The sequence below is a fragment of the Pseudoalteromonas sp. 31A1 genome (assembly GCF_011378815.1).
Lineage (GTDB): Bacteria > Pseudomonadota > Gammaproteobacteria > Enterobacterales > Alteromonadaceae > Pseudoalteromonas > Pseudoalteromonas arctica.
Genome location: NZ_WTKY01000004.1, coordinates 56,217 through 71,280 on the forward strand (window position 1 = coordinate 56,217; position 15,064 = coordinate 71,280).

General features: G+C 38.2%; 16 protein-coding genes. 6 read left to right on the plus strand and 10 right to left on the minus strand.

All coding sequences use genetic code 11. The features are described 5' to 3' along the window. Positions 1-183 precede the first annotated feature (183 nt). Together GQR52_RS05670 and GQR52_RS05675 are read right to left on the minus strand one after the other, a co-directional pair. Complete coding sequence (locus tag GQR52_RS05670) at positions 184-1,137, minus strand: GGDEF domain-containing protein (protein ID WP_197118788.1); 954 nt, start codon at positions 1,135-1,137, stop codon at positions 184-186. 354 nt (positions 1,138-1,491) lie between these two features. Then, a complete protein-coding gene (locus GQR52_RS05675; protein ID WP_165727742.1) occupies positions 1,492-2,382 on the minus strand; it encodes a TIGR01777 family oxidoreductase in 891 nt (296 codons plus the stop codon). 170 nt (positions 2,383-2,552) lie between these two features. Here GQR52_RS05675 and GQR52_RS05680 point away from each other — a divergent pair, with 170 nt between their 5' ends. Then, positions 2,553-3,590 (plus strand): AI-2E family transporter, encoded by a 1,038-nt coding sequence (locus GQR52_RS05680; protein WP_007585280.1) that lies wholly within the window; start codon positions 2,553-2,555, stop codon positions 3,588-3,590. A 69-nt stretch (positions 3,591-3,659) separates the two neighbouring features. Here the strand turns inward: GQR52_RS05680 and GQR52_RS05685 are convergent, their stop codons facing one another. The 6 genes from GQR52_RS05685 to GQR52_RS05710 all read right to left on the minus strand — a co-directional run bounded on the left by GQR52_RS05685 (position 3,660) and on the right by GQR52_RS05710 (position 7,993). Continuing rightward, a complete protein-coding gene (locus GQR52_RS05685; RefSeq protein ID WP_165727744.1) occupies positions 3,660-4,739 on the minus strand; it encodes an FAD-dependent oxidoreductase in 1,080 nt (359 codons plus the stop codon). Positions 4,740-4,864: 125 nt separating this feature from the next. Then, on the minus strand, positions 4,865-5,275 hold the full coding sequence (locus tag GQR52_RS05690; RefSeq protein ID WP_007585278.1) for a hypothetical protein: 411 nt from the start codon (positions 5,273-5,275) through the stop codon (positions 4,865-4,867). After that, on the minus strand, positions 5,262-6,599 hold the full coding sequence (locus tag GQR52_RS05695) for an ATP-binding protein (protein WP_165727745.1): 1,338 nt from the start codon (positions 6,597-6,599) through the stop codon (positions 5,262-5,264). Before GQR52_RS05695 ends, GQR52_RS05690 begins: the two co-directional genes overlap by 14 nt. After that, a complete protein-coding gene (locus GQR52_RS05700; RefSeq protein WP_007375447.1) occupies positions 6,593-7,267 on the minus strand; it encodes a response regulator transcription factor in 675 nt (224 codons plus the stop codon). The genes GQR52_RS05695 and GQR52_RS05700 overlap by 7 nt, the downstream gene beginning before the upstream one ends. Before the next feature lie 3 nt (positions 7,268-7,270). Then, positions 7,271-7,528: a PepSY domain-containing protein gene (locus tag GQR52_RS05705; RefSeq protein WP_002959808.1), complete on the minus strand. Its 258-nt coding sequence runs from the start codon at positions 7,526-7,528 to the stop codon at positions 7,271-7,273. Positions 7,529-7,690: 162 nt separating this feature from the next. Next, entirely contained in the window at positions 7,691-7,993 is a 303-nt protein-coding gene (locus tag GQR52_RS05710) for a YciI family protein (protein WP_010552536.1), read from the minus strand. A gap of 189 nt (positions 7,994-8,182) precedes the next feature. On the opposite strand from GQR52_RS05710, the gene GQR52_RS05715 reads away from it, so the two are divergent. Together GQR52_RS05715 and GQR52_RS05720 are read left to right on the plus strand one after the other, a co-directional pair. Further along, positions 8,183-9,607, plus strand: coding sequence for a sodium-dependent transporter (locus GQR52_RS05715; RefSeq protein WP_010552537.1), 1,425 nt, complete (start codon positions 8,183-8,185; stop codon positions 9,605-9,607). A gap of 319 nt (positions 9,608-9,926) precedes the next feature. Then, a complete protein-coding gene (locus GQR52_RS05720; protein ID WP_165727747.1) occupies positions 9,927-10,379 on the plus strand; it encodes a DUF1311 domain-containing protein in 453 nt (150 codons plus the stop codon). Positions 10,380-10,431: 52 nt separating this feature from the next. Here GQR52_RS05720 and glp read toward each other — a convergent pair whose 3' ends face one another. After that, the gene (gene glp / locus GQR52_RS05725; RefSeq protein ID WP_165727748.1) at positions 10,432-11,649 is read right to left on the minus strand and encodes a gephyrin-like molybdotransferase Glp; all 1,218 of its coding nucleotides are present in this window, start codon (positions 11,647-11,649) and stop codon (positions 10,432-10,434) included. Between the two features lie 45 nt (positions 11,650-11,694). Between glp and modA the strand changes: the two genes are divergently transcribed. Genes modA through GQR52_RS05740 form a run of 3 tightly spaced genes read left to right on the plus strand, consistent with a single transcriptional unit; the run spans position 11,695 to position 14,141 of the window. Beyond that, positions 11,695-12,447, plus strand: a complete 753-nt coding sequence (gene modA / locus GQR52_RS05730; protein ID WP_197118787.1) for a molybdate ABC transporter substrate-binding protein — start codon at positions 11,695-11,697, stop codon at positions 12,445-12,447. Next, a complete protein-coding gene (gene modB, locus GQR52_RS05735) occupies positions 12,434-13,111 on the plus strand; it encodes a molybdate ABC transporter permease subunit (RefSeq protein WP_002959821.1) in 678 nt (225 codons plus the stop codon). The genes modA and modB overlap by 14 nt, the downstream gene beginning before the upstream one ends. A 1-nt stretch (position 13,112) precedes the next feature. Next, complete coding sequence (locus tag GQR52_RS05740; protein ID WP_165727750.1) at positions 13,113-14,141, plus strand: ATP-binding cassette domain-containing protein; 1,029 nt, start codon at positions 13,113-13,115, stop codon at positions 14,139-14,141. On the opposite strand, the gene moeB is transcribed toward GQR52_RS05740, so the two are convergent. Next, entirely contained in the window at positions 14,142-14,900 is a 759-nt protein-coding gene (gene moeB / locus GQR52_RS05745) for a molybdopterin-synthase adenylyltransferase MoeB (protein ID WP_165727753.1), read from the minus strand. Between the last annotated feature and the right edge of the window lie 164 nt (positions 14,901-15,064).

Consider the following 15,064-nt stretch of genomic DNA (forward strand, 5'->3'; position numbering starts at 1 on the left):
AACTCTATTGTGTGTATACCAAAGCCCTTCGAATGAAGGGCTTTTTTTATGTAGAGGATTAATACTAACCTGCATAAATACTTGAGCTAATTGATATAACTAAATAGGAACAAGTCGTTATAAATACAAAGGGTTACCACGTTTTTATTGGTGGGGCCTTTTTTATAGTAGCTTGTAAAATAATTAGCACTGCATTAATAGGTTTTTTTCGTCAAAGCTAACTACTTTATCTCTGCCAGTTTCTTTAGCAAGATAAAGGCGTTTATCAGCCAACGACAGCAAGTCTTTTACACTCATTTTACCATTTACAGAGTGACTCACTCCCGCGCTCACAGATAGTTTTATATGCGCGTTTTGATAATAAAACGGATGCTTAGAAATATTTTCACGTAAGTGCTCTGCATATTCTTTAGCTGCTCGTAGGGAATAGTCTGGTAGTAATATTGCAAATTCTTCACCGCCTATTCTGGCGCAAATACCCTCATCAATAAATTGCTCTTTTATGTGCTGCGCAATCCATTTAATTGCTTGATCGCCCGTGTCGTGGCCGTACTTATCGTTTACATGCTTAAAAAAGTCAATATCTAGAATAATTATAGATACATTTATATCATTGTTATTAGGTTGTTTAAGGACTGCTTTGGCGTTATTAAAGAAACCTCTGCGATTAAATAACTGTGTAAGAGAGTCTGTATTGGCAAGGTTCGATAGCGTATATTCACTATTAGAAAATAACAAAAATGGCAGTATAAGAGCACTCAGTGTGGCTAATAGTAAATGACTAATAAGCACAATTTGCAAAGGGGTTGCTACATCTTGAATACTCGAACTAAGTACCGGTATTGATAGAAATATAGCATTTAAAAACATAACTCCACTGTGCACTAAAAAGCAGGTAATTAACGCCTTTTTCTGGGCTTTAGCAACAAAGCTCATGCTTTTGATTAAATACGCTGTGTAAATAAATAATCCGGAAATTACTAAACTCGTTAGCATTTTTGCTGCACCGAAAGGATAAATTGCCAATAACAATAAGCTAGAAAAACCAAATATGCAGTAAAGAGGCATTAAGCTAATATTTTGTACGTTTTTGTATTTATATAGTCCAACAATAATTAAAAGTGGGCTAGTAATCATTGAAACACTAGCTAAATAGTGGGTTATTAAAGGAAAGTCTATGAATAAGCGCAAACATGCCAGTATTTCGGCTAATGCAAATGTGGCACAGGCTAAACCAAATAATAAAAAAGATGTTTGTTTTTTATATTTATAAATTGAGAGAAAAAATAAGCTTATGAACAAGTTAAGGATAAAAGAGAAGAAGATCACAGTAGGCAAATGAAACATGATTTATTCTCTTTATTATAAAATGATGAAATATATATTTAACTAACTGTTGTAATTATTATGTATTAATAAGAAAAGGTCAATTCAGTTAAAAGGATTGCTTTTTCAATTTTTATATTTTACCTCAAGAATTATTAACGCCCGCTAAACCAAACTCTCTAAAGCTGATTTAATATCAGGATGATGAAAACGATAATTATAAACGAGTGCCTTTTTAGGGACTACAAATTGTCCCGTTGTTAGTAAGTCTGACATTTCACCCATTAATAGTTTAAGTACTGCAGTGGGCATAGTGATAAATGCAGGTCGCGATAACGCCTCGCCTAAGCTTTTACCAAATTGAGCATTGCTTACAGGATTTGGCGCAGTTGCGTTAACAGGGCCAGATATTTCTGGATGCTTAATAATGAAGAGTATTAGCTGAATCATATCGTCGATGTGTATCCACGACATTCCTTGCTCGCCATTACCAATTGGGCCGCCTAAACACAATTTAAAGGCAGGGAGCATTTTACTTAATGCTCCACCTTTTTTAGCTAAAACAATACCCGTGCGCAAAAGGCACACTCTGGTGTGTTCTGATTGCGCGAGTAGCGCTGCATTTTCCCAGTCTTTACAAAGCTGGTGGCTAAATTCGTCGTGTGGGTTTTCAAAAGTTTCATCAATAGGGTTACTATTTTGTCGACCATAAAACCCAACGGCGCTTCCAGATATATAAGTATGCGGGGCAGTGCTACAAGCTTTAATAGCTTCACTAATTTGTTGTGTAACACCAATACGGCTGTCGCGTATTATTTGTTTTTGTTTGTCGCTCCAGCGTTTATTTACAATAGGTTCGCCAGCTAAATTAATAACAATATCAACAGTGTTAAAATCTACTGCATTGACATTGCTTACGGCTTTAACTTTATGGCCCAATAATACGTTTGCTTTAGTTGGATTTCGGCTAAGCACAGTAACAGTATTATGATGAAGTAAAAAAGGGCATAAGTGCTTACCAATTAACCCCGTCGCGCCAGTAACAAATATATGCATTATTAATCCTTACAATAAAATAGTAGCAAGTGATTAAAAAACATACTCGCTAGCAAACAGCTTTGCAAATTTATACGTAAAACAGGCTTTTATGATCACTTCGTAATTATTTCATTTAATTACCTTTTGCCTTACACTAAAGCCATATCATTAATAAAAGGATTAATAAATTGGCAAGTTTAACTGGAGTAAATAAAAGCTTAATAGTTTTTGCTTCCTTAGTGGTCGTACTCGCGGGGATAAAAGCGGCAAGTGTAATTATTATTCCGTTTATTTTGGCGGCGTTTATTGCCATTATTTGTAATCCGCTTATCAAGTTTTTTGCGCGCTACCGAATTCCTAAAGGCATTGCTGTTATGTTGGTAGTGCTTATTATAGTTGGCTTAGGTGTAAGCCTTGGCGGGCTTGTAGGGCAATCAATAAACGATTTTTCGCAGCAACTTCCTGAGTATAAAACACAACTCAAAGAAGAATTTGTATGGCTTGTAGATTTAGCATCTCAATACAACATACTGATTAATAAAGAACAGTTAATCAATATGTTCGACCCAGGTAAAATGGTTGATGTAGCCACTAATATGCTCACCGGTTTAGGTGGCGTAATGGCAAACATGTTTTTAATTATTTTAACCGTTGTTTTTATGTTGTTTGAAGGGCCAATGCTGAGCAAAAAAATACACATGGCACTTGAAGATCCCGATAGCAAAATGAAGCAAATTGACCGCTTTTTAGAGTCTATTAATTCATATCTGGCAATTAAAACGCTAGTAAGTTTAGGTACGGGTATTATTGCTGCGTTTTACTTATGGATTTTAGACGTTGACTACTTTGTGTTGTGGGGGGTATTGGCATTTATGTTCAATTACATTCCTAATATTGGGTCAATTATTGCGGCTGTACCGGCTGTATTACTTGCGCTTATTACTCAAGGTCCGTTAATTGCGGGATTGGTTGCTGCAGGTTATTTAACAATAAATACGGTAATGGGCAATATTGTAGAGCCTAAGTTTTTGGGCAAAGGGCTAGGCCTTTCAACATTAGTGGTATTTTTATCATTAATATTTTGGGGCTGGTTATTAGGTACTGTGGGTATGCTTTTATCTGTGCCATTAACTATGATTGTAAAAATAGGCTTAGAAGCCAGTGCTGAAGGTAAGTGGGTTGCCACTCTACTAGGCAGTGGCGAAGACGTTGCTAAAAATAACTAACATTTATAACCATCAAGGGCTGTAAAATTAAAGCCCTTGATGGTTAAGTTATCAGTAAATACAGGGCTATTAATTAACAAACAATTTAATAGCGTCATCCACCGCGTTTATTGCGCCTTCTAAATATCCAGCTTCTTGTTTTGCAAACTCACTCGCTACAAAATGAATGTTCAAGTTATTTAATTGCTCATCTAAGCTTGAAAAATCAAATTCTGGGTGCTGCGAAGGCTGAGTTTGATCGTCTCTATTAGCTACAAACTTATCGTCTGCCCAGTCTTTAATAAAATACCCCGTTGCCTTTTCAGCATCTTTACCATAAAAGTAGCTAAGCTGCTGGGCACAGGCTTGAATTAATTGCTCTTTAGTTACTTGGTTTCGTGATAAGTAGGGCACACCTATAAAGCCAAATAATGCGGCGTAATTGCCATCTTCAGCACTGGCATCGTGAATTTCGACCATAGGGCCTACGCGACTAAAGCATTGTCCTGATAAGTTTTTATCACGCCAAAATGCATGTTCAAAAGTAGCTATAAATTTGGCTTGTCCTGCCATCCATGTAGGTACACTACTAAGGCGGTTTATGAGCGTTGGAGTAGCCCATAGTTCAGGTGTTAAGTGTGTTGTAACCATACGAGCAGGAATTGCTGAAATTAGTTTTTCAGTAGTAAATTGCTTTATGTTACCTAAGTGATTAACCGTAATTTGCCAGTTATTATCACCTTCTTTAAGCTCAGTGACATTGTGTTCTAATAACACTGAATCAGGATTAAGTTGCTCGTATAAGGCTGTTATTAAAGTATTCATGCCGTGTTTGAGTCTAAATAGTTGCATATCTCCAGCACCTGCAATTTGTTGAGGTTGCTTGGAATTAGGCGCTTGATATAACACATCACCTTTGTTGTATTGCTCAAATATACTTAAGCGGAGTGACTTTACTAAAGCTTGAATTTTTGGTTGGTGGGGAAATATCCACGTAGGACCCAAATCAAAACTAACATCGTTATTTATTGGTGATTGCGCAGCAAAAATTCGGCCGCCTAATTGCGATTTGGCTTCCAGTAATAAGTACTCAATATTAAGCAGTTGTAATTTATACGCACTGTATAAGCCGGCCAGTCCGCCACCTATAATTATTACTGGTTTAGTCATTTGTTTACCTATTAGCTATTTAGCAATCTACTAGTAGGTAGTTTGTTTTGATATGAATAAATTGTCAAGTAGGCTAAAGGGAACGAGTAGATAAACGTAACTAGTTTAGTGTGCTTTAAGTTACGTTAAAATGGGTGTTTTAGTGATTCTGTAAATTGATTTATAAGCTCAATTTCACAGAGTTTATAGCTAATGGCTGCTGTTGTCGCATTAGGAAGTTTTATTAAGTAACGCCATTGGCAGGCACTCTCAAGGTACTTTTCGTTATTTTTAATGCTGCGCATAAACAACGGCAATACTTGCGTATTGCCTGTGCTTTCTTGTGATTTAGTTAGCTCATATTTGCGCTTTTGTATCCAACTGCCTTGTGCTTGCTTTGCTTTATCAATCTGGCTATCTAGGCATTGAATATACCGCTTAGCTTCATCGGTTGTTGCTTTAGCGGCTAAAGTACATGCTTCATCTGCAAAGCTGTACTGGCTTGTAGTTAATAGCACAATGGCAGTTAGTTTTAATAAATAGTTACTTTTTGTCATTGTAATTAAACTCTAAGATAAATTGAGCGCCGGCTAAGTTATCAGCATCGGTAATGGTAAGCGTCCCGTTATACGACTTAACTAAATCAGATACAATCGCCATGCCTACGCCGTGTCCGCTTTCGTATGTATCGAGGCGAGTACCACGTGTAAGTAAAGATTCACGTTTATCCTCTGGCACACCAGGGCCATCATCGCTAATTCCAATACACAGAGTTTTACTTTGGATTACTTGTATTTCTACTTGCGAGCGACACGCTTTACAGGCGTTATCAATCAAGTTACCGAGTAATTCCATTAAATCTGTTTGGTCACCTAAAAAGTAATCTTTTTCGGTGACAAAGCAGGTAAAAATAATATCTTTATCACGGTATACTTTTGCCATAGCACTGAGTATTGAATCGAGTACAGGCTTAATAGGTGTTTGCTTTTTCCACGTGTCTGATGCACCGGTTGCAGCACGCTTTAATTGGTGCTCGATCATCACATTAATTCGGTCGAGTTGTTCTTGTGCATCGGCATCGTTTGCCAATGGACTTGATTTTAGTACTGCAAGCGGTGTTTTAAGTGCATGAGCAAGGTCGCTTAATGAGGCTCTGTAGCGCTCTTTTTGGCGCTGTTGCGACTCAAGTAGCAAGTTTAGGTCTGCTTTTATTGTTTGCAGCTCTACAGGGTAGAGGCCTTTAATTTCTTGAATATCACCCGATTCAATCGCTTTTATTTCTTTATCGAGTCGTTGGAGTGGGCGAGCGCTCCAAATGAAACCAATCGCCATTAGGCCTGCAATTGCAATCCCCATGATAAACATCCAATCTACTAGGGTTTGCTTAAAGCCATCCATTATACGAAGTAGAGCGTCGTTACGTTTGACTAATATAAAGCGAGCTTGTTCTGATTGATCTATGTTGTTTAAAATTACAGTCAGGCTAAGTTGCCAGTACGCGGTATTATTATACTCCACACGCCTGAAGTCGGCGGCACCGGCTTTGGTCTCTATTTGCTCTGGTACATAGTTTAAATTTACAGCCGATTCTGAGTTCCAAACAGGGTCATCATCGCGGTAAATCATTGCGTAGGTGTCTGAATTTAATCTGTTTAACTCAGGCGCTAAAATAGTGCTGGGCATAATAATACCATGCTCAGTAAAGTCGACTTCAGATATTAGCGAGTAGAGCTGTGCCTCGAGGGTTTTTTCTGTCGCATCAACAAGTGAAGCGTAATACGCTTTGCCAATTGAATAAAATAAGATAGGGAGTGCGACTAATAAAACAAAGACAAGGATAAATCCTTGCCTTATTTTTAACGATATTTGCGGTATTACCACTGGCTTTTAAGCCTGTAACCACGCCCACGTAGTGTCTCTACTGGGTTTAGTACGCCTTCTGGATCAAGCTTTTTACGCAAACGTAGTACAAATACCTCAATTACGTTTGAATCAAGATCGAAATCTTGGTCGTAAATATGCTCAGTAAGTTCTGATTTAGAAATTACTTTTTGCGGATTTACCATTAAGTATTCAAGTACTTTATATTCGTAAGCTGTAAGGCTAAGTTCTTTATCATCAACCCATACTTGTTGTGAACGTGTATGAATTTTAATTGGACCCGCAGTCATTTCTGGATTTGCTTTACCAGCACTGCGACGAATTAATGCATTACAACGTGCAATAAGTTCTTCAACATGAAATGGTTTAGTAAGGTAGTCATCTGCACCAGCATCTAAACCTTCTACTTTATCCTGCCAGCGATCGCGCGCTGTTAAGATTAAAATAGGGATAGTAATGCCTTGTGCTCGTGCTTTATTGATTAGCTCAATACCGTCTATTTTAGGTAAACCTAAATCAACTACGGCCATATCAAGCGGGTATTCTGTAATGTGGAAAAGACCTGCTTCACCATCGTGACATAAATCCACGCTGTAACGTTCTTTTTCTAAAGCATTACGTAGGTTATCTGCTAAATGTAAATCGTCTTCAATAACTAAAATTCGCATTTGTTAATCCTTTTTCACTTCGCCGGTTTTTTTATTTATATGTAAATCAACGACGTGGCCGTCAGATTTAAGTATTCGTACGGTATAAAAATCTGTTTTTTCGGTAATTTTTAAGGTCTTACCGCCTATTGTTTTCTTTGCAAGTATTACGGCTTTCTTTTTGTCCACCTCAGCATGAGATGCTTGGGTGGCCGTCGCTGCTTGAGCAAAGTTAGCTAAGCTAACACAAGCAATAAAACCGAGGCTTAATAATACGCGCATAATGGAAAACTCCTAGACCAGACCCACTTAGTTTAATTAACTAAGTTACTAAAATTCAAGTAAAAACGCTAAATTCGCTTTTATCTCAGTAATTTTAATTAAAATCTTGTGAACAAACCCTGAATTACAGTGCAACACACGCTCTTAGGGTTTAATGCACTTTTAAGCAGGGAACACTTTTTTGAAAGGTTTAACAATTGTATTTTCATAGATGCCAGCGGCAACGTAAGGGTCAGCTGCTGCCCACTCTCGAGCTGCTTCTATTGATTCAAACTCAGCAACAACTAATGAACCGGTAAAACCTGCTTCTTGAGGATCTTCACTATCGACTGCCGGAAACGGACCCGCAGTTAATAAACGGTTTTGTGAATCAAGCTCACTAAGGCGTGCTAAATGTGCCGGGCGTGCTGCTTTTCTAAGCTCTAAGCTGTTTTCAACGTCTGTTGAGTGAATCATGTACAACATAAGGAATCTCATAAAAATTGTTAAATTTGATTAACGCAATACTACCACAGCGTTGAAAATTGGTGAATTAAAAGCGTATTTACACAGGTTTACACTTCGATTTTATTTTTAAGCTGTAATTGCTTGAAAATATCTGTGTAACACTGGTAGAGTCGCTGAAATATACAAAATAATAAAAAGGTTTTATGCATGAGCGAAAATAGAGAACGATTTAGTTCCCGTCTCGGATTCATAATGGCAGCGGCAGGTTCGGCTGTTGGTATTGGTAATTTAGTTGGTTTTCCGGTTTCTGCTACCAAAAATGGTGGTGGCGCATTCTTATTAATTTACGCTTTATTTGTCGTGTTCATTTGTTTACCAGTCATGATGGCTGAAATGGCAATGGGTCGTAACGCTCAAAAAGATCCACTTGGTTCGTACAAGCTATTATCTAATAACGATAAAAAATGGAAGCTAGCAGGTTTTTTAGCGGTGCTTACACCATTTATGATTGCTGTGTTTTATATGGTAATTACAGTTTGGATTTTTGGTTACTTAACGCAAACAGGCCTCGGTAATTTAGATTTACTTGCAGATCCTGGCCACTTTGGTGTTTTTATTAATAGTTACACTGTGTTTGGCTATATGGCCGTTGTGGTTATTATTGTTAACTTAATTTTGTTAGGTGGTGTTAAACAAGGCATAGAAAAAGCCGCTAAATTTTTAATGCCAGCCTTACTTTTCATGCTACTTGCCTTAGTTACTTATGTATTAACGCTTGATAATGCAATGGCCGGTGTTAAATACTACATTATTCCTGATTTTTCTAAGATGAGTGCAAGTGTACTTAATGGCGCATTAAGCCAAGCGTTTTTCTCGCTATCGCTGGGTATGGGTATATTAATGACTTACGCGTCATACATTTCTAAAAAAGATGACATTGTAAGTAGCGCTAAAATGGTCGCTATTACGGACTCACTCGTTGCGTTTGTAGCGGGCCTAATGGTGTTGCCCGCTATATTTAGCTTTGATCCAAACACAGACCCATCAGCACTTTCTGACTCGTCTGTATCAATGATTTTTGTATACCTACCTAAAATATTATTAGCACTGCAAAATGATATTGGCTATGTAGGTGCGTCTATTGTTGCGTTCTCATTCTTCTTATTAGTATTTTTTGCAGCGATTACTTCACTTGTTTCAATAGTAGAAGTACCGACAGCAACACTAAGTGACCGTAAAGGTATTAGCCGTAAAAAAGCATTGGGCATCCTTACACTTTCAACCGGTGTACTTACTATTTTATGTACAATGTCGTTTGGTATGATTGACAGCCTTACTTCGTTCACCAGTTATGGCGGCGTTAATAAGAGCTTTTTTGATATTATTGTTGATGTATTTTACGACACAATTTTACCGCTTAATGGCTTAATGGTGTGTTTGTTTGTAATGTACCGCTGGAAAAAAGCACGCTTAACGCAAGAGCTAAGCTTAGGTTCGCCTAATTATGCGGGAAGCTTGATGGAAAAGTACGTTAACTTTTCACTTTCAACGTTTATTCCTGTCATTCTAGCTGTGATATTTATAAATACAGTGGCGACTAAGTTTTTTGATTTAAAAATATTTGGTTTTTAAATAGACCTCTTTAAAAGCTTATTGAATAATATAATGCCGCTAAGCTTAGCGGCATTTTTTATAGGCGTTTTTTTACAGGTATCTGGTCTAACTATTATACCAACCTGCATAAATCTTTGATCAATTTAACGAATTAAATTGCACTATAACGTCGTTAAAAATTTTTTATTTACGACTGCATGGATGCAGGAGGTAGAGCAATGCAGGGAGCAATTGCCGAGAACAACTAGATACAAAAATTTTTGCCTAGTTCTAGCGTGATTTTCTTAACGTTAAATAGACCCCATATATAAGCAGATTGGTATTAAAGAGATTTAAAATGAATAAAATTATTATTGGGTTTGCTTTTGCTATTTCATCATTTGGCGCATTTGCACAAAGCGCTGATGGTTGGCCAGAAGGCGGTGCAATGCACACCGGCAATACTTATAATTTAGAGGGTAATAGATACAAAACTAAAATCAGTAAAATGATGGATGAAATTTACGCGCAACTAACTGATGATTACCAAGTTGATGCAGTTAAAGCGCAAATATCAGCATGGGAGCAGTATATAGATGCTACATGTAATGTTGTTGGAGTAGCAACAGGTGCTGGTGGCTCGTGGCCCTCAACGTATAGTGTTAAATGCGAAAGAAGCCTAAGTTATGATAGATACTTTGCGACTAAAAATGCGCTAAAGTGTGTTAATAAATTGAGCAAAGAAGAGTTTGTAGGGCGTAGCGAAAAGTTAAATTGTTTAATTCAAACATTAAATATAAAAATATTTTAAGACCTACATAGCGCTACAGCTAAATTATACAGTTAGCTGTAGCATTTTAGGCTTATAGCAACTCAATACTTACTGTTGCGCCTTTTTCGATATTGCCGCTTTGTGCTGGCACTACAATTAAGCAGTTAGCTTTACTAAGCGACGAAAGTACACCCGAGCCCTGTTTATTAAACGGGGCAACCATCAAGTCACCTTGCTTGTTAATTGTTGCTGTACCGCGTTGAAAGTCGGCTCTTCCTGGGCGCTTTTTAATAACGGATGTAGTAACAGCGTTAAAACGCATTTTAGGGTTTACTTCACCAAGACCCGACAGCTTTTGCAGTGCCGGCTCTACTAACTGATTAAACGTAACTGCAGCCGACACAGGGTTACCTGGCAAGCCAAAAAAGTAACTGTTAGCTAGTTTACCAAAGGCAAAAGGTTTGCCTGGTTTCATGGCTATTTTCCAAAAGTGAATTTCGCCAATTTCGTTGAGCACTTCTTTAGTAAAGTCAGCTTCACCAACCGATACACCGCCTGAGCTTATTACAGCATCGGCAAGTTCATTCGCTTTTAAAAATGCATTAGTGATGAGTTCTTTGTCATCAGGGATAATTCCTAAATCAAGCACGTCTATATTTTTTTGTTGCAGCGCACTAATAATAACAGCGCGGTTACTTTCAAAAATAGCGCCTTGCTTAAGAGGCTGACCAGGTTCTATTAGCTCATCGCCTGTAGAAAGCACGGCTATTTTTAGGGTTCTTACCACGTCTATATTGGCAATTCCCAAAGATGCAAGTAGCCCCACATCAACGGCTTTTAATTTATCGCCTGCTTTTAAAATAACATCGTCAATTGCAATATCTTCGCCAGCAAAACGCACGTTTTCATTTAGTTCAGGTTGCGCAGTAAATGTAATTTTGTCGCCATCAACCGAGGCGTTTTCTTGCATTACAACGCCATTAGCGCCAGGTGCAATGGCGGCGCCGGTCATTATTCTTACGCATTGCCCTGGGGTAAGCGTTTCTTCAAAAACTTGCCCTGCAAACACGCTACCTACTTGTGTATAGGTTAAGCTTTTATCTGAAATACATAGCGCATAGCCATCCATTGCGGAGTTGTTATGAGCTGGTACGTTTATAGTTGATTTAACATCGCTTGCTAAAACGCGATCAACGCTTTGCATTATAGTGATGGTTTCAACGTCTTTAACAGGCGTTATTGAGCCAAGTATATTTTGTATTGCAGTTTCAATTGGCAATAAACCGGGTGCATTGCAAACATCGTTCATATATATTGCTTACTTAAATCATTTTATTTTGAAACAATACTTATAATGTCAAAGCTTTACAATACATGGTTGGGTTATTTTTTGCTTATAGCATGCATGCTTTCGTGCGGCGTAAACGCAAAAGAAACGCTGCAAGTAGCCGTAGCGAGTAATTTTAAAACTGTATTGCAAACCCTACTAAAAAAATCCCCATTACCTAATGTTGACGTGAAAATATCAGCCGCTTCTAGCGGTGTTTTATATTCGCAAATAGTGCATGGTGCGCCATTTGATGTGTTTTTATCGGCTGACGATTTTCGACCGCAATCACTTATTAAAGAAGGCTATGCCGAGCAAAGTAGCTTAATCACTTACGCGTTAGGCGAACTTGCTTTGTGGCAACCCAAAGCTGAAAAAGTAAATGATAAAGTAGCCATTGCTAATCCGCGTTTTTCACCATACGGGCGTGCCTCAGAGCACTACGCGAATAACCATTTTAAAAAGCCAGTAAATTATGTGTACGGTAATAATATTACGCATGCATTTCAGTTTGTGCAAAGTGGTAATGTAGGAATAGGGCTGGTGGCTGTTTCATCACTAAAGGCAGCTTACAGTAACACGCAAGATCAAAAATATTTAGATTACACCGTGCTGCCTACAAATCAATATCCCGATATAATTCAACAAGGCGTTATTATTAAGTCGACTAAAAAGCGTGCTAGCGCTAAGCAACTCATGCAATTTTTAATGACGCAGGCTACGCAGCAGCAGTTAATTGAATTAGGTTACAGAATAAAGGACAACAATGCTTCAAAGTGATTTAACCGCGCTGTGGTTAACTATAAAACTTGCCTTTATAACCGCAGTGCTCCTTCTTGTTTTTTGTATTCCACTGGCTTACAAGCTCGCTGGCTATAACGGTAAATTTAAACCATTTTTAGAGGCATTAATTGCAATGCCTTTAGTGCTGCCGCCTACGTTATTAGGGTTTTACTTACTTGTTTTGTTTTCGCCTGATCACGCTTTTGGGCAGTTTTGGTTTTGGCTAACGGGTACTCAGCTTGCGTTTAGTTTTCAGGGCGTGGTTATTGGCTCGCTTTTTTATTCGCTGCCTTTTGTAATGCAGCCTCTTGTGGCTGGGTTTAAGCATATTAATCAAACCTATAACGAAGCAGCCATTGCGCTTGGGTTAAGCCCGTTTAAACGCTTTGTGCATTTAATTATTCCGCTTTTAAAACCCAGTATTGGTAGCGCATTTGCTTTAGGCTTTGCGCACACATTGGGTGAGTTTGGTTTGGTATTAATGATTGGCGGCAATATTCAGGGGCAAACACAGGTGGTGTCTATTGCGCTTTATGACCATGTTGAATCGTTAAATTATACGGCGGCGCATCAGCTTTCACTTATTTTACTGGCTATTTCGTTTGCCTGTTTAGTGCTGTTATTTAAGTTTAATAAAAGCATTGTAGGGGTTAAGCAATAACATGATTAAGTTAAGCCTTTTTAAAGCACTCAATAATTTTGATTTAGATATAAACCTTGAGCTTGAGTCGTTTAATGTATTGGGTGTTTACGGGCCTTCTGGCTCGGGTAAGTCAACATTACTGCGTTGTATTAGCGGTTTAGAGCCTGCAAAAAGTGTTTATGTAAACAATCAGGCAGTGCATGAGTTACCAAGCGATAAACGCGGTATTACGCTTCAGTTGCAATCGTGCCCGTTGTTTCCTCATTTAGATGTGGCAGGTAATTTAGCGTTTACACAAAAACACTGCGGGAATAAGCAAACCAGCTTAACGATAGAATACGTTGTTAAAACACTTGAATTACAAGACTTACTAAACCGTGACGTACAAAGCTTATCGGGTGGCGAACGCCAACGTGTAGTATTTGCGCGTACGCTGTTAGCAGGTCAAAAATTTATAATGCTTGATGAGCCTTTTAGTGCACTTGATTGGTCATTGCGTTTTAAAACGCTCACTAAACTTAGCGAGTTTGCAGTTAAGTTTAATATTAAATTTATAATAGTAAGTCACTCATTAAAAGAGCTGCTATTTTGCTGCGATACCCTTATTCAGCTAGATAAAGGTAAGGTGATAAACCAAGGTGCGAGTGCGCACGTTGCAAAAGCTATTTATGCAAACGATAGGCAAACACCGCTGAGCTTAATTAATTACGATGTGGTTAAATTTGATGAAAACTACGGGCTATATCAATTGCAATTACAGCAAAGTGAGCAGCCGCTTTTTGTGCTTCCTGAACTTGTAGATAGCAGTAATAAGCTAATTATAGAAAGTGAGCAAATGTCGTTTAGTGCGTTAAAACCTGAGCAAACAACGCACAGTAATGTTTTAAGGTCGGTATTAACTCAGGCTGAGCTTATTAATAATAAGTGGCAGTTAACGCTTAATGTAGATGGGCAAACTTTGTATTGCTTGGCTTCAAGACGAGTGTGGGACAAAAACGACTTTAAAGTGGGCGATGTGTTTTATACAACAATCAGTAATCTAGAATAACTAAATGCTGCACACCGCACATTGACTGTTTTTAGCTATTTTAAAACGATTAAACTCCATGCTTAAGCCATCCACCAGCAGTAAGTGCTCGCTTAAACCACTTGGCAAACCAGCAAGCATTTTTAGCGCTTCAGTAGCCTGAATACTGCCTATTAGCCCCACAATTGGGGAAAGCACGCCGGATTCAGAGCAGCTTTGTGTTTGTTCACTAAAAAATTGTGATAAACAGCCATAACAATGGCTGTTTTCATCCATAGTAAAACACGCGACTTGTCCTTCCATACGTATTGCAGAGCCTGACACTAGCGGAACTTTAGCTTTAAAACAGGCGCTATTAAGTGCATTGCGCGTTGCTAGGTTATCTGAGCAATCAATCACTATATCAATGTTATTAAATAATTGTTCTGTAGAGGTACTTGTATCAAAAAATTCCTCAATGGTGTTTATGTCTATTTCACTATTAAGCGCGTTAAGCTGTTTTTTAGCAGCACTGCATTTTGAACTACCAATATCACTTTCTTTATACAGTATTTGCCTTTGCAGGTTGGTCACGTCTATTTCATCGTTATCAACTAAGGTAAGCGTCCCAACGCCAGATGCCGCTAAGTATTGACCTACCGCACACCCAAGCCCACCCACACCAATAATTAAAGCATGCGATTGCCATAGCTGCTCTTGTCCGTCTATATCAAGCTGCGGCAGCATAATGTGCCGAGAATAGCGCAGTTGCTGCTGGTAAGTTAATGGTGGCTTTTGCATTTTTAAAATCTCAACCTTTTTTTGAACAATACCAAGTTGTTAAATCCAAGAGCAAGTAGTAACGCTTTTTATTTGCACTCTAACAACCCAGAGCCCTTCACTCATATAGTGCAACTATAACGTATAAAAACAACTGTTGCATGTAACTATCTGAAATTTATGGT

Coding starts and splice junctions, on each gene's coding strand:
- GQR52_RS05740 (WP_165727750.1), top strand. CDS start 13,113: ATGATTAAGTTAAGCCTTTTTAAAGCACTCAATAATTTTGATTTAGAT.
- modB (WP_002959821.1), top strand. CDS start 12,434: ATGCTTCAAAGTGATTTAACCGCGCTGTGGTTAACTATAAAACTTGCC.
- GQR52_RS05715 (WP_010552537.1), top strand. CDS start 8,183: ATGAGCGAAAATAGAGAACGATTTAGTTCCCGTCTCGGATTCATAATG.
- modA (WP_197118787.1), top strand. CDS start 11,695: ATGTCAAAGCTTTACAATACATGGTTGGGTTATTTTTTGCTTATAGCA.
- glp (WP_165727748.1), bottom strand. CDS start 11,649: ATGAACGATGTTTGCAATGCACCCGGTTTATTGCCAATTGAAACTGCA.
- GQR52_RS05700 (WP_007375447.1), bottom strand. CDS start 7,267: ATGCGAATTTTAGTTATTGAAGACGATTTACATTTAGCAGATAACCTA.
- moeB (WP_165727753.1), bottom strand. CDS start 14,900: ATGCAAAAGCCACCATTAACTTACCAGCAGCAACTGCGCTATTCTCGG.
- GQR52_RS05705 (WP_002959808.1), bottom strand. CDS start 7,528: ATGCGCGTATTATTAAGCCTCGGTTTTATTGCTTGTGTTAGCTTAGCT.
- GQR52_RS05720 (WP_165727747.1), top strand. CDS start 9,927: ATGAATAAAATTATTATTGGGTTTGCTTTTGCTATTTCATCATTTGGC.
- GQR52_RS05710 (WP_010552536.1), bottom strand. CDS start 7,993: ATGTTGTACATGATTCACTCAACAGACGTTGAAAACAGCTTAGAGCTT.
- GQR52_RS05670 (WP_197118788.1), bottom strand. CDS start 1,137: ATGATTACTAGCCCACTTTTAATTATTGTTGGACTATATAAATACAAA.
- GQR52_RS05685 (WP_165727744.1), bottom strand. CDS start 4,739: ATGACTAAACCAGTAATAATTATAGGTGGCGGACTGGCCGGCTTATAC.
- GQR52_RS05675 (WP_165727742.1), bottom strand. CDS start 2,382: ATGCATATATTTGTTACTGGCGCGACGGGGTTAATTGGTAAGCACTTA.
- GQR52_RS05690 (WP_007585278.1), bottom strand. CDS start 5,275: ATGACAAAAAGTAACTATTTATTAAAACTAACTGCCATTGTGCTATTA.